Source organism: Methylobacterium sp. A52T, from assembly GCF_053346095.1.
On sequence record NZ_JBKFBI010000016.1, the window covers coordinates 30,436 to 42,922 of the forward strand.

The following is a 12,487-nucleotide window of genomic DNA, read 5'->3' on the forward strand; positions in this document are numbered from 1 at the left end:
CGGGCCGCCCCGTCATTTTCTTCACGCGCCCCGTATCCACGCCCGCGGAAAATGCTCTAGAACACCGGCCTCGCACGGCTCGGACGGAGCGAGCCGAAGGAAACCAAGGACTTGCCCGGCGCGGGGGGACGGCTCCCGCACCCCGTCGAGGGGCCGGTCGGGTGCTTTAGGGGAAGCGACAGCATGGCAGCCGATGCCGAACTGCTGATTGACCGGCGGCGCCTGCGCCGCAGGTTGTCCCTCTGGCGCGTGCTCGGCGTCGGCGGCCTCATCGTGGCGGTCGGGGCCCTCGGGTACCGGGTGCGGACGGGCGCGGACGGCGCCTTCGCGGTGCAGCCCCAGATCGCCCGCATCTCCGTATCGGGCTTCATCGCCGGGAGCGAGGCCACCGCCAAGCTGATGAAGCGGGTCGGCAATTCGGACGCCGTGAAGGGCGTGATCGTCTCGATCAACTCGCCCGGCGGTACGACCACGGGCTCGGAGGAGATCTTCCGCAACCTCCGGGCACTCGCCGCCAAGAAGCCGATCGTGGCCTTCGTGGACGGCACCGCCGCGTCCGGCGCCTACATCACGGCGATCGCGGCCGATCACATCGTCGCGCGCGAGACCAGCCTGGTCGGCTCGATCGGCGTGCTGTTCCAGTACCCCGACTTCTCGGGCCTGCTGGACAAGGTCGGCGTCAAGGTCGAGTCGGTGAAGTCGTCGCCGCTCAAGGCCGAGCCCTCGGGCTTCACCCCGACCTCGCCGGAGGCGCGCGCCGCGCTGGCCTCCGTGGTGGGCGACACCTACGCGTGGTTCAAGGGCCTCGTCGCGGAGCGCCGCGGCATGGATCCGGCCCAGCTCAGCACCGTCTCGGACGGCCGGGTGTTCAGCGGGCGCCAGAGCGTGCCGCTGAAGCTCGTCGACGAGCTCGGCGGCGAGCGGCAGGCGGTGGCGTGGCTGGAGAGCGCCCGCGGCGTCCAGACGAACCTGCCGATCAAGGACTGGAAGCCCGCCTCGGAGAGCCGGTTCTCCCTGTGGTCGGCCGCCGGGATCGGCGCCGACCTCCTCGGCCTGGAAGGCCTCGCGGCGCGGCTGCGGTCCGTCGGCGCAGAGGCCGAGACCGCCCGGGGCGGGATGCTCGCCCTCTGGCGCCCGGAACCCTGAACGACCGCCGCCGCGCAGCCCGCCCCGATCCCGCGAGAAGATCCCACGCCATGATCAAGTCGGAGCTCGTCCTCAAGATCGCCGAGCAGAACCCGCATCTCTACCAGCGCGATGTGGAGATCCTGGTCAACGCGATCCTCGACACCATTTCCGACGCGCTGGCCCGCGGCGACCGGGTCGAGCTGCGCGGCTTCGGCGCCTTCTCGGTCAAGCGCCGGGAGGCGCGCCGGGGACGCAACCCGCGCACGGGTGCCGCCGTTGCCGTGTCCGAGAAGGCGATCCCCGTGTTCAAGACCGGCAAGGAGATGCGCCAGCGCCTGAACGCCGCCGGGATCGGCGAGAATGCCTCGGCCGCCGAGTAGGAAGGACCTGTGAGCGCGATGATCCGTTTCCTGAAGAGCCTCGTGCTGCTGCCGATCGCCGCCCTGGTGATCCTCCTGGCGGTGGCCAATCGCGCACCGGTGCGGCTCTCCTTCGATCCGTTCAACGTGGACGCGCCGGTCTTCAGCGTCGATCTCCCGCTCTACGCGATCCTGTTCGGCGCGGTGGCCCTCGGCATCGTGGTGGGCGGCATCTTCACGTGGCTCGGTCAGGGCAAGACCCGCGCGCGGGCGCGCTACCACCGCCGCGAGGCCGTCCGGCACGAGCGCGAGGCGACCCGCCTGCGGGCCTACGCGCCGGAGACCGAGACCTCGGGCGTCTACACGGTCCCGAATACCGGCCGGACGGCCCTGCCGGCCCCGCGCTGAGGCTGCCCCCCTAGCGCCCGCCGCGCGCGGCCGCCACGAAGGCCGCGATCTTCGCCGTATCCTTCACCCCGGGCGCCGTCTCGACTCCCGACGAGACGTCGACGGCGCCGACCCCCGTGCGGGCGAGGGCGTCGGCCACGTTTCCGGCATCGAGCCCGCCCGACAGCATGGTCCCGGGCGGGAGCGCGGCGCCGCGCAGGATCTCCCAATCGAAGCGCCGGCCGTTACCGCCCGGCAGGGCGGCGTCCGGCGGCGCCTTGGCGTCCAGCAGGATCCGGTCGGCGACCGCCGCGTAGGCCGGCAGGGCCGCGAGATCCGCCGACGTCGCGATGCCGAGCGCCTTCATCACCGGCCGCCCGGTCCGGGCGCGGATCGCCGCGACGCGCTCCGGGCTCTCCCGGCCGTGGAGCTGGACGAGATCCGGATCCACCGCCTCGACGGACGCGGCGAGAAGCGCGTCGTCCGGATCGACGAGCAGGATGACCCGCTCGGCCCGGCCGCGGGCCAGGGCGGACAGCGCGGCGGCCTCCGCCAGCGCCACGTGCCGGGGACTGCGGGGGAAGTGCACGAGGCCGATCCAGTCCGCCCCGGCCTCCAGAGCGGCGGTCAGGGTCGCTTCGGTGCTGAGCCCGCAGATCTTCACGCGGGTCGGGGGCGGGTAGGAGGCCATCGGCCTCCTATAGCCGATCCCGCGCCGACGAGCAGGCCCGCGGCGCGCCGAGGCGGTCATACCGGTCGCGCCCGCACCGCCGCCCGGGAGCGCCGGCCGGTAGGGCCGCTCCCCTAGTACAGGGCCGGCACGTAGACGTTCGGGATCGGGAAGCCGCTGAAGACGAGCTTGCCGTCGACGAGCCGCAGGGGCGGGAGCGCCTTCAGCGGCGTCCCGTCGCCCGGCGCGTCCGGGCCGGGGCGCTGGGCCAGCCCCAGGAGGCCGCCGACCAGCTGGCCCACCAGGGCGCCCCGGTCCGAGCCGAAGCGCTGGCCGACGATGCTGCCGACCAGCGCGTCGACGCCGGCCGCCCGCAGGTCGATCTGCCCGGCGGGCCGGTGGGCGGCGTCGAGGGCGAGCGTGCCCTTCGCCTGGACGCGCTGCGGCCCCTTCGCCAGCGACAGGGCCGTCAGGTCCAGGGCGCCGCCCGCCTGACGCCAGCGCTCCAGCTCGCGCGCCACCGTCCCGGTGCGCAGCACGGTCGCCTGCGTCAGGGTCGCGTCCAGGGCGAGGTCGGCCGGATCCTGCGTTCCGGTGACCGCGTCGAGTTGCGGAACCGCCGCCTGGTTCAGGCGCAGGCTGACATCCACGGCGCCGTCGGAGTCGAAGCGGCCCGGGCTCGGCCGGGCATGCAGCTCGAGGTGCCGCCCCGAGACCGCGATCGGGCCGGGCTCGGCGCCCTTCACGGTGATGTCGGGCTTGTCGACGACCAGGGACGCGCGGCTGAAGCCCCCCGAGGTGCCGTGGAAGCTGCCCTGGAGCGCGGCCCAGGACGCGTCGCCGGTCAGCGGGCCCTGCTCGACGTGGAACGGGCCCGCGCTCTCGAAGACGACCAGGCGGGGCTGGTAGATCTGCGCCACCGCTGTGCTCGGCCCGAGCCGGAATCGGCCGTCGGCACGCTCGAGGATCACGGCGCTGCAGCGCAGCTCCAGGCGGAACGGGTAGCCGCCGAGGGACCGGTCCGCGCAGGTCCAGATGCGTCCGGCGGTCGCCTCGCGGGCGATCCAGCCGTCGATCTCGCTGGCCGCGCGCTCCCGCATCCACAGCCAGCCGGCCGACCAGCCCACGACCACGAGGGCGAGCAGGATGTAGGGCAGGAACAGCCCCCGCCGGGATCGCCGCGCGCCCCGTACCGGAGCTGTCTCAGCGGCACCCTCCGGCCGCGTCCGATCCTGCACCATGCGTTCCGCTCCCCGACCCGTCCCCGCGGGGGACATCGTGGCCCCGGCTTGTGGCCACGCAAGGGGCGAAACTGGGGCAGCGCCGCCGCGGGTCGACCGCCGCGGACGCGATCCATCCGCGCGCGGCGCGTTCCCCGTCAGACCTGCGCCGGCTCGACGGTGTCGACCTGCAGATCCTCGACGATCGCGGTCCGCTCGGCCTCGTTCTCAGCGAGGCGGTGGACGTGCATCTCGGTGGCGCCCCGGCGGCGGACACGGTCGAGCCAGGTCCGGCGCAGATGGTCGCGCGGGCTCTCGCTGGAACTCGCCACCGAGACCATCTCGGCAATGCCGGCATTGTCCCGGCGGACGGCGATCACCACGGCCTGCGCCATCTCGTCGAGGTCGAAGCCGCCTGCCGGATGAACACCGACCACGTAGCGCCGGCCGGAGCGGCCGCGCCAGGCCGAGAGCGGGAGCGCGGGGGAGCCGCGCAGACCCGCGGTCGTCTTGAGGCGTTCTTCACGCACATCCTGCCTCCGGGTGCGATCGTCCTTCAGGTCGCGGAGCGCGGCCGACCAGGACAGGGCTCTTCTGTTCGCCATTTGTTCCAACCTAACGCGCGATATCCACAGGCGTCAAGGGCGACGTTCCTAGGGAGAGATGTGGCGACGATGCCCGTTATCCACAAGCCGCCGGGCGCCGGTCCGACGCGGAAAACCCGCGCCCGCGAACGGCTCAGCGACGGGCGTCCGCGGCGGCCGGCGCCTCGTCGGCCGGCACGGCGTGCCCCTCGGCCGCGAGGCCCTGGAGGCCGCCCCCGACGAGGGCGTTCGAGGCCGCCTCGAGCCGCTCCTGGGCCAGCGCCTGGAACTCCTGGCGAGGCAGGCCCGGTGGGATGGGCGGCAGGAACTCGATCACCGCCCGGCCCGGCCGGCGCACGAGGCTGTTGCGCGACCAGAACAGGCCGGTGTTCAGCGCCACGGGCAGGCAGGGCACGTTCAGGGCGGTGTAGAGGTGCGAGAGCCCCTGCTTGTAGGCGGGCGGCGCCCCGACCGGACGCCGGGTGCCCTCGGGGAAGATGATGAGCTGGCGGCCGTCCCGGATCGCCGCGCCGGCGGCGGCGTTCATCAGGCTCATGGCCCGGCTGCCCTTCGACCGGTCGATCGCCACCATGCCGCTGCGCGACAGGTACCAGCCGATCAGCGGGATGAGCAGCAGCTCCTTCTTCAGGATGTAGGCGAAGTTCGGCAGCACCGTGCAGAGGGCCAGCGTCTCCAGGGCCGACTGGTGCTTGGCCGCCACCAGCAGGGGGCCGGCCGGGATGTTCTCCAGCCCGCGGAACTCGACCCGCGTTCCCGCGACGACCCGCAGGAGCCACAGGGTGATCCGCCCCCAGGCGCGGGCGAGCCGCAGCACCGACCGGCCGGAGACCAGCATGGGCAGGCCGGCGAAGGCCAGGACCGTCGTGACGGCGTAGAAGCAGACGTTGAAGGCGAGAGAGCGGAGGGCGAGCATCGGGAACCGTGTCGTGGCGGCTCCCCTGTAGCGCGCCCGCATGTCCGCGGCCAAGGGCGACGTGCGGGGCGGCGTCAGGTCCCCTCGGGGAGATCCCAGTCCCGGAGGAGCCCGGCGCCGCGCCCGGCGACCAGCCAGTAGACCAGGCCGGCGCTGGCGCCGACCGCGAACAGGATCAGCGTCAGGCGCGCCTCGCCCGCGAGGAGGGCGGCGTCGCGGGCGCCGCCGGACCGGAGCGCGCCGCGCGTCAGCCAGGGGAGGGCGGCGGTGAGCAGCCCGCAGCCGGCGCCGTACCAAAGCAGGCCGCGGCGCCCGAGGATCTCACCGCCGAGGCCGATCACGGCCGGGGGCACGAACAGCAGCGCGAACAGCGCCTTGGCGAGGCCGGCGAGGAGCAGGGCGAGCCCCTCCGGCGGCAGCCCGGCCGAGAGGTCCGACAGGGCCATGTCGAGTCCGGCGAGCGCCCCGCCGGACAGCCAGACCTGCGCGGCCGGGTCGACGAGCAGCGCCAGGACGAGGACCGCGCAGCCGGCGGGGACGGCGAGCAGGAGGGCGAAGGCCCCGAGAATCAGGCGACCGAGGGCGTGCATGCCGCGAGCCTCTACACCGGGCGCGGCCGCATGTCGCGCGGAAGCCGCGCCCGATCCTCGCGGATCCGGCGCGGCTTCCATCGTTCCGCGGCCCGGGGGGCGTGTGCCGTCAGCCGTGGGCCGGGGCGGCGCCGCCGGGATCGCCGTGCGTGTGCTTCTTCCGGAACCGGCCCAGCCAGATCGAGAAGTGGCGGATCACCACGTAGAAGACCGGGGTCAGGAACAGGCCGAAGAAGGTCGCGCCGATCATCCCGAAGAACACCGCGGTGCCGAGCGCCTGGCGCATCTCGGCGCCGGGGCCGGTCGCCACGACCAGCGGCAGGGTGCCGAGGATGAACGCGAAGGCGGTCATCAGGATCGGGCGCAGGCGCAGACGGCACGCCTCCACCGCCGCCTCGACCGGGCCGCGATGCTCCCGCTGCTCGATGTCGTGCGCGAACTCGACGATCAGGATCGCGTTCTTCGCCGCGAGGCCGATGAGCACGATCAGGCCGATCTGGGTCAGGATGTTGTTGTCCTGCCCCCGGAACTGCACGCCCGCGAGCGCGGCGAGCACGCCGGTCGGCACCACCAGCAGGATCGCGAGCGGCAGCGCCCAGGATTCGTACTGCGCGGCGAGCACGAGGAAGACTAGCAGCACGCCGAGGGCGAAGACCGCGCCGGCCGTGCCGCTCGCCGCCTTCTGCTGGTAGGCGATCTCGGTCCAGTCGTACGAGTAGCCGTCGGGCAGAGCCTTCTTGGCGATCTCCTCCATGGCGGTGAGCGCCTGTCCGGTGGAGACGCCGGGCTTGGCCACGCCCTGCACGGGGACCGAGTAGTACAGGTTGAAGCGCTGCACGATCTGCGGACCGGTCACGTCCCGCACAGAGGCGAGCGTGCCCATCGGCACCAGGGCGCCGGTGGAGGAGCGCACCTTGATCTGCGAGATGTCCTGCACCGACGTGCGGAACGCCGCGTCGCCCTGCAGGCGCACCTGGTAGATGCGGCCCAGAGTGTTGAAGTCGTTGACGTAGGTGCCGCCGAGATCCGCCTGAACCGACGAGAACACGTTGGCCAGCGGCACGTTCAGCATCCGCGCGATGGTCCGGTCGATGTCGAGGAAGAGCTGCGGCGTCGAGTTGTCGAAGGTCGTGAAGACGCGCTGCACGTCCGCGCTCTGGTTCGCCTGGGCGATCACCTCGCCGGCGGCGGCCATGAGCGGGCCGATATCCGAGGACTGGCGGCTCTCGATCTGCATCTTGAAGCCGCCGCCGTTTCCGAGACCGCGGACGGGCGGGGGCGGGATGACGATGACCCGCGCCTCCTGGATGTCGGAGGTGGCCTTCAGCACGTCGCCGGTGATGACGGCCGCGCTCCGACCCACTTCCGCGCGCTCCTTCGCCCCCTTGAGGGTCAGGAACATCACGCCGGCGTTGGTCGTGTTGGTGAAGGTCGCGCCGTCGAAGCCCGCGATGATCACCGCGTTGGCCACGCCGTCGACCGTCCGGGCCTGCTTGGCGGCGCGCAGGCACACCTCCGTGGTGCGGTCGAGGGAGGAGCCGGAGGGGAGCTGGACGACGCCGATCAGGTAGCCCTGGTCCTGGTCCGGGATGAAGCCCGTGGGCGTCGTCTGCGCGAGGTGCAGCGTCCCGGCGATCACGGCCGCGTAGACCAGCAGCATCACGCCTAGGCCGACGATGCCGCCGGTGAGCACCCGGATCGTCCGGCCGTAGGCGTTCGACGTGGCGTCGAAGGCGCGGTTGAAGCCGTTCGCCAGCCAGTTCACGAACCGGGTCAGGAAGAACTTCGGCTCCTTGCGGGCGTGGTGGGGCACCAGCAGCAGCTTGCAGAGCGCCGGCGACAGGGTCAGCGAGTTGAAGGCCGAGATCAGGGTCGAGGCCGCGATCGTGAGCGCGAACTGCTTGTAGAACTGGCCCGAGATGCCCGGGATGAACGCCGTCGGTACGAACACCGCGGCGAGCACCAGCGCGATGGCGATGACCGCGCCGCCGACCTCGTCCATGGTCTTGTGGGCGGCGTCGCCCGGCGACAGGCCCTCGGCCATGTTGCGCTCGACGTTCTCCACCACCACGATGGCGTCGTCGACCACGATGCCGATGGCGAGCACGAGCCCGAACAGGGTCAGGTTGTTCAGCGAGAAGCCGAAGGCCGCCATCGCCGCGAAGGTACCGATCAGCGAGACCGGGATCGCGATCACCGGGATGATCGCGGTGCGCCAGCTCTGCAGGAACACCAGGACCACGATGACGACGAGGCCGACCGCCTCGAACAGCGTCTTGTAGACCTCGTGGATCGATTCCTCGATGAACTCCGTCGGGTTGTAGGCGATGCGGTACTCGACGTCCGGGGGGAAGTTCTTCTTGACCTCCTCCATCACCTTCTTGACCGACGCCGCCGCGTCGAGCGCGTTGGTGCCCGGCCGCTGGAAGGCGCCGATGCCGACCGCGGGCGTGTCGTTGAGGAACGAGTTGGTCGTGTAGTCCTTCTGGCCCATCTCGACGCGGGCGATGTCCTTGACCCGGACGAGGCGCCCGTCCTGCGCCTTGATGATGACCTCGGCGAACTGCTCGGGCGTCTTGAACCGCGCCTGCGACTGCACGACGAGCTGGAACGCCTCGCCCTTGGCGGCCGGCGGACCATTCAGCTGGCCGGCGGCCACCTGCACGTTCTGCTCCTGCAGCGCCGCGGTGACGTCGGTAACCGAGAGGCCGTAAGCGGCGAGCTTGTTGGGATCGACCCAGACACGCTCGGCGTACTCGTTACCGCCGAAGATCGTGATGTCGCCGACACCGTCGAGGCGCAGCAGCTCGTCGCGGATGTTCAGGTAGATGTAGTTGGCGAGGTAGTTCTGATCGTAGGTCCTGTTCGGCGAGAGCAGGTGCACGACCAGCATCAGGTCGGGCGAGGCCTTGCGGACCGTGACGCCGAGGTTGCGGACGTCCGGCGGCAGGCGCGGCTGCGCCACCGAGAGCCGGTTCTGCACCAGCACGTTCGCGATATCGAGGTTGGTGCCGACCTTGAAGGTCACGGTCAGCAGCATGTTGCCGTCGTTGGTCGACAACGACGTCATGTAGAGCATGTTGTCGACGCCGTTGACCTCCTGCTCGATCGGCGTCGCGATCGTGGCGGCCACGGTCTCGGCGTTGGCGCCCGGATAGGAGGCGCGCACCGTCACGGTCGGCGGCACGATCTCGGGGTACTGCGAGACCGGCAGGCTCTCGTAGGCCACGAAGCCGAGGATCAGGAAGACGATCGACGTGACGGACGCGAAGATCGGTCTGTCGACGAAGAAGTGGGCGAAACGCATCGGTCAAACCTCTGAGGCCCGCCGGTCTCCCGGACGGGGCCCTGCGTCGTCGGTGCGGGGCGCGCCGCGCGGCGCGCACGAAGGCGGTCGTGACGAGCCGCGCGGGCTCACGTCTTGCTCGGGGGCAGCTCGATGGTCTCGGGCGTGACCTTGGCGCCAGGCCGGACGCGGGAGAGGCCGTTGACCACCACGGTCTCGTCGCCCTTCAGCCCCGACTGGATCACCCGGTAGCCGTCGACCTTCGGTCCCAGCACGACGTCCTTCTGCTGGATCACGTTCTCGGGCCCGACGATGTAGACGATCCGCTTGTCCTGGTTGGCCGCCACGGCGTCGTCGGGCAGCAGGATGCCCTGGAACGGCTTGGTCGCCGGCATCGAGACGATGCCGAACAGGCCGGGCTTGATGAACAGGTCGGGGTTCGGGACGGTCGCGCGCAGCAGGATCGTGCCCGTGGCGTTGTCGACGCGGTTGTCGACGAAGTCGAGCGTGCCCTTGCGGGTGGGCTTCGCCTCGCCGGACAGGGCGATCAGGATCGGCACGCCTTTGCCCTGCTGGGTCTGGCCCATGCCGATGCCGAGGCTGTTCTGGTACTTGAGGAACGACTTCTCATCGACCGTGTAGCTGAAATAGATCGGGTCGAGGGACACGATCGTCGTCAGCATGGTCTGGTCGGCGCTGACGATGTTGCCCTCGGTCACAAGGCGGCGGCTGATGCGGCCGTTGATCGGCGCCTTCACCTCGCTGAAGTCGTAGTTCAGCTGGGCGTTGTTGAGGGCGGCCTGGGCGCTGTCGACGTCGGCCTGGGCGGTCTGCGAGGCCTGCCGGCGCTGGTCGGTGACCTGCTCGGAGATGTTGCCGCTGCGGGACAGGGTCTGCGCGCGCTCCAGGTCCGTCTGCGAGAAGGACTGGCGCGCCTTGGCGGAGGCCAGGGCCGCCTGGGCCTGCTCCAGCGCCGCCTTGTAGGGGCGCCGGTCGATCACGAACAGGACGTCGCCCTTCTTCACCGTCTGGCCGTCGACGAAGTTGATCTTCTCGAGGTAGCCGGTGACGCGGGCGCGGACCTCGACGTAATCGATCGCGTCGAAGCGGCCGGTATACTGATCCTGCTCGACGATCTGGCGCACCACGGGCTTGGCCACGGTGACCTTGGGCGGCGGGCCGCCCGGCGCCTGCGCGCGGGCCGGAGTCGCGAGGGGGCCTGCCGCGAGAGCCGCGATCAGGCCTGACAAGACGGTGAGTAGGCTGGGAAGCCGGCTGCGCATCGGGTCCTGCTGTCCGTTGGCCGACCGTCCGGTCGCGCCGAGCTTGACGATTGTTCCGCCGCGGGTGCGCCGTAACCCGCGGTCGACGGTGTTGCTTGTGCGCGAACGCACATCACGGTCCCGCGAGCCGGATTGAAACGGCAGATCAGGCGACCGTTTCGCCCGCGCTGTACCAGTCCTTGAAACCGCCCTTGTAGTGTTCGGCGAGGTCGAGCCCGGCATTCTGCGCCGCCATGAGCGCGTGGACCGAGCGGACGCCCGAGGCGCACGAGAACACCGCCCGCCGGCCGTCCTCGGCGACGAGGGCCGCGACCGCCTGCGGGTCGAAGCCGGAGAGCGGGTGCGAGACGGCGCCGGGGATGTGCCCGGCCTCGTACTCGTGCGGCTCACGGACGTCGATGATCAGCATCGAGCCGTCATCGAGCCCCTGCTTGACCGTCTCGCGATCGAGGTCGACCACCCGCATCGGCAGGATCTCCGTTCCGCCCGCTCTCGGCCAGGCTGGCTGACTGACGCTTTTCCTTATTCGTCAGACCCCGGCGGCGCAACGTGCGTCGTCGTCCCGCGACCGTCGGCCGGGGGGCAGGCGGCCGAGGAGGCCCGGCCCGGAGCGGATCGGGGCCAGTGTCAGAGCGCCGCGAGGGTCGGCGCCACGGCCGCGAAATGCGCGGGCCAGTCCGGCGGACGGTACCCGGCGAGCCGGCCGGCCAGTTCGGCGCGAAGCGACCCGTCGGGCCGCGAGAGCGCCTCGATCGCCTCGATCCAGCCCGGACCGTCCAAGGGATCGCGGAACAGCGCGAAGCCGTCGGCGATCTCGCGGTGGACGGCGATGTCAGAGGCGATCACCGGCAGCCCCGAGGCCGCGGCCTCGACGACGGGGATGCCGTAGCCCTCGGTGAAGGACGGCATCAGCAGGGCGGTGCAGCTGCGCATCAGCGCCGCCAGACCGTGGGTCGACAATCCCGAGGCCTCGATGACGTGGGCGCGCACGCCGGGGCAGCGCTCCAGCATGTCGATGGCGCTCTCCGCCTCCCAGCCCCGGCGCCCGACCACGACGAGCCGGGGCGCGGCCGCCCCGTGGCGCTCGGCCAGGAGCCGCCAGATCTGGAACAGCAGCAGGTGGTTCTTGCGCGACTCGATGGTGCCGCAGACCAGGAAGGTCGGCCGGTCGGGGGTGAATCGCGGCCCGGCGTGGCCGAAGGCGGCCTCGACCCCGAGATGGCCCACGGCCACCGGCGGCCGCCCGAACCCCTCGGCGGCGAGATGCGCGAGCGTGCGCCGGCCGGTATCCTCCGAATTCACCAGGATGGCGGAGGCGTGCCGCCCGATCGTGCGCAGGCGCGCCCGGTGCCGGTCGGCCTCACCGGACCGACCGTATTCCGGGTGGGTGATCGGGATGAGGTCGTGGACGAAGAACGCCGCCCGGACGTCCCGCCGCGTATAGAGCCAGTCGAACCGCCGCGGGTCGTCGAGGCGCAGGTGCGAGGTGTGCAGGTAGAGCGCGTCCCGGGGCAGGATCGCGACCGACCGGCCGCGCAGCGCGATGTCGACGGTCTTGCGCGCCTGGATCCTCCGCCGGTCGGCGGACCCGGCCTGCGGTGCGGCGCCGGGCGGCGGCGCGGCGGCGGGATCGCCGCAGCGGGACGCGAGCCGCCGGTAGACCGGGTCCGACGCGGCGTCCCGGTCCTCGACCCAGCCGGCCGCCACGGCCTCGACGATCTCCAGCGCCTGCGCGCGGTCGAGGATGCGCGGTCCGAACGCCGTGGAGACGACGCCGACGCCCGTCCCCGCCCGGCCGAGATAGGCGCGCGCGTAGGCGAGGTCGACGCGGTCGATGCCCGACGGGCTCGCGTGGCGCAGCCGCGTGACGAGGCGCGTGAGATCGAAGGCGATCGGTCGGTCCGTCATGATCCTCTGGCAATCGTGGGGGCGAGGCCTCCCCGTAGCGGGCCTGACCCGCGAGAGCCAGCACATCCGCGCGGCCCGCGCGCCGAAGGGCTTGCGCGGGCGCGGCGCGGAGGCTAAGAGCCGCGAGCCCTCGCGGCG

Annotated in this window: 12 protein-coding genes; 3 read left to right on the top strand and 9 right to left on the bottom strand. The window is 71.9% G+C overall.

Features of this window, described 5'->3' with window-relative positions:
* The first annotated feature begins 183 nt into the window (after window positions 1–183).
* The 3 genes from sppA to ACLBYE_RS06360 are packed head-to-tail and all read left to right on the top strand — an operon-like array spanning window position 184 to window position 1,895.
* A complete protein-coding gene (sppA, locus tag ACLBYE_RS06350) occupies window positions 184–1,146 on the top strand; it encodes a signal peptide peptidase SppA (protein ID WP_447693502.1) in 963 nt (320 codons plus the stop codon).
* A gap of 50 nt (window positions 1,147–1,196) precedes the next feature.
* Entirely contained in the window at window positions 1,197–1,508 is a 312-nt protein-coding gene (locus ACLBYE_RS06355) for an integration host factor subunit beta (protein WP_012319412.1), read from the top strand.
* Between the two features lie 18 nt (window positions 1,509–1,526).
* Window positions 1,527–1,895, top strand: coding sequence for a LapA family protein (locus ACLBYE_RS06360; RefSeq protein ID WP_026604778.1), 369 nt, complete (start codon window positions 1,527–1,529; stop codon window positions 1,893–1,895).
* 10 nt (window positions 1,896–1,905) lie between these two features.
* On the opposite strand, the gene ACLBYE_RS06365 is transcribed toward ACLBYE_RS06360, so the two are convergent.
* The 9 genes from ACLBYE_RS06365 to ACLBYE_RS06405 all read right to left on the bottom strand — a co-directional run bounded on the left by ACLBYE_RS06365 (window position 1,906) and on the right by ACLBYE_RS06405 (window position 12,349).
* Window positions 1,906–2,565, bottom strand: a complete 660-nt coding sequence (locus tag ACLBYE_RS06365; protein ID WP_447693503.1) for a phosphoribosylanthranilate isomerase — start codon at window positions 2,563–2,565, stop codon at window positions 1,906–1,908.
* A gap of 113 nt (window positions 2,566–2,678) precedes the next feature.
* A complete protein-coding gene (locus tag ACLBYE_RS06370) occupies window positions 2,679–3,785 on the bottom strand; it encodes a DUF2125 domain-containing protein (RefSeq protein WP_447693504.1) in 1,107 nt (368 codons plus the stop codon).
* A gap of 137 nt (window positions 3,786–3,922) precedes the next feature.
* A complete protein-coding gene (locus ACLBYE_RS06375; protein WP_012319408.1) occupies window positions 3,923–4,369 on the bottom strand; it encodes a hypothetical protein in 447 nt (148 codons plus the stop codon).
* 133 nt (window positions 4,370–4,502) lie between these two features.
* Window positions 4,503–5,282, bottom strand: coding sequence for a lysophospholipid acyltransferase family protein (locus tag ACLBYE_RS06380; RefSeq protein ID WP_447693505.1), 780 nt, complete (start codon window positions 5,280–5,282; stop codon window positions 4,503–4,505).
* 74 nt (window positions 5,283–5,356) lie between these two features.
* Complete coding sequence (locus tag ACLBYE_RS06385; RefSeq protein WP_447693506.1) at window positions 5,357–5,872, bottom strand: hypothetical protein; 516 nt, start codon at window positions 5,870–5,872, stop codon at window positions 5,357–5,359.
* A 109-nt stretch (window positions 5,873–5,981) separates the two neighbouring features.
* Window positions 5,982–9,179 carry an efflux RND transporter permease subunit gene (locus ACLBYE_RS06390; protein ID WP_447693507.1) on the bottom strand — a complete coding sequence of 1,066 codons (3,198 nt, stop codon included), beginning with the start codon at window positions 9,177–9,179 and terminating at the stop codon, window positions 5,982–5,984.
* 107 nt (window positions 9,180–9,286) lie between these two features.
* Window positions 9,287–10,441: an efflux RND transporter periplasmic adaptor subunit gene (locus ACLBYE_RS06395; protein ID WP_091676637.1), complete on the bottom strand. Its 1,155-nt coding sequence runs from the start codon at window positions 10,439–10,441 to the stop codon at window positions 9,287–9,289.
* A 145-nt stretch (window positions 10,442–10,586) separates the two neighbouring features.
* Window positions 10,587–10,907: a rhodanese-like domain-containing protein gene (locus ACLBYE_RS06400; RefSeq protein WP_427509070.1), complete on the bottom strand. Its 321-nt coding sequence runs from the start codon at window positions 10,905–10,907 to the stop codon at window positions 10,587–10,589.
* A 161-nt stretch (window positions 10,908–11,068) separates the two neighbouring features.
* Window positions 11,069–12,349 carry a glycosyltransferase family 4 protein gene (locus ACLBYE_RS06405; RefSeq protein ID WP_447693508.1) on the bottom strand — a complete coding sequence of 427 codons (1,281 nt, stop codon included), beginning with the start codon at window positions 12,347–12,349 and terminating at the stop codon, window positions 11,069–11,071.
* Window positions 12,350–12,487 lie beyond the last annotated feature (138 nt).

Coding starts and splice junctions, on each gene's coding strand:
- ACLBYE_RS06360 (WP_026604778.1), top strand. CDS start 1,527: ATGATCCGTTTCCTGAAGAGCCTCGTGCTGCTGCCGATCGCCGCCCTG.
- ACLBYE_RS06370 (WP_447693504.1), bottom strand. CDS start 3,785: ATGGTGCAGGATCGGACGCGGCCGGAGGGTGCCGCTGAGACAGCTCCG.
- ACLBYE_RS06355 (WP_012319412.1), top strand. CDS start 1,197: ATGATCAAGTCGGAGCTCGTCCTCAAGATCGCCGAGCAGAACCCGCAT.
- ACLBYE_RS06395 (WP_091676637.1), bottom strand. CDS start 10,441: ATGCGCAGCCGGCTTCCCAGCCTACTCACCGTCTTGTCAGGCCTGATC.
- ACLBYE_RS06390 (WP_447693507.1), bottom strand. CDS start 9,179: ATGCGTTTCGCCCACTTCTTCGTCGACAGACCGATCTTCGCGTCCGTC.
- ACLBYE_RS06380 (WP_447693505.1), bottom strand. CDS start 5,282: ATGCTCGCCCTCCGCTCTCTCGCCTTCAACGTCTGCTTCTACGCCGTC.
- ACLBYE_RS06375 (WP_012319408.1), bottom strand. CDS start 4,369: ATGGCGAACAGAAGAGCCCTGTCCTGGTCGGCCGCGCTCCGCGACCTG.
- ACLBYE_RS06405 (WP_447693508.1), bottom strand. CDS start 12,349: ATGACGGACCGACCGATCGCCTTCGATCTCACGCGCCTCGTCACGCGG.
- sppA (WP_447693502.1), top strand. CDS start 184: ATGGCAGCCGATGCCGAACTGCTGATTGACCGGCGGCGCCTGCGCCGC.
- ACLBYE_RS06385 (WP_447693506.1), bottom strand. CDS start 5,872: ATGCACGCCCTCGGTCGCCTGATTCTCGGGGCCTTCGCCCTCCTGCTC.
- ACLBYE_RS06400 (WP_427509070.1), bottom strand. CDS start 10,907: ATGCGGGTGGTCGACCTCGATCGCGAGACGGTCAAGCAGGGGCTCGAT.
- ACLBYE_RS06365 (WP_447693503.1), bottom strand. CDS start 2,565: ATGGCCTCCTACCCGCCCCCGACCCGCGTGAAGATCTGCGGGCTCAGC.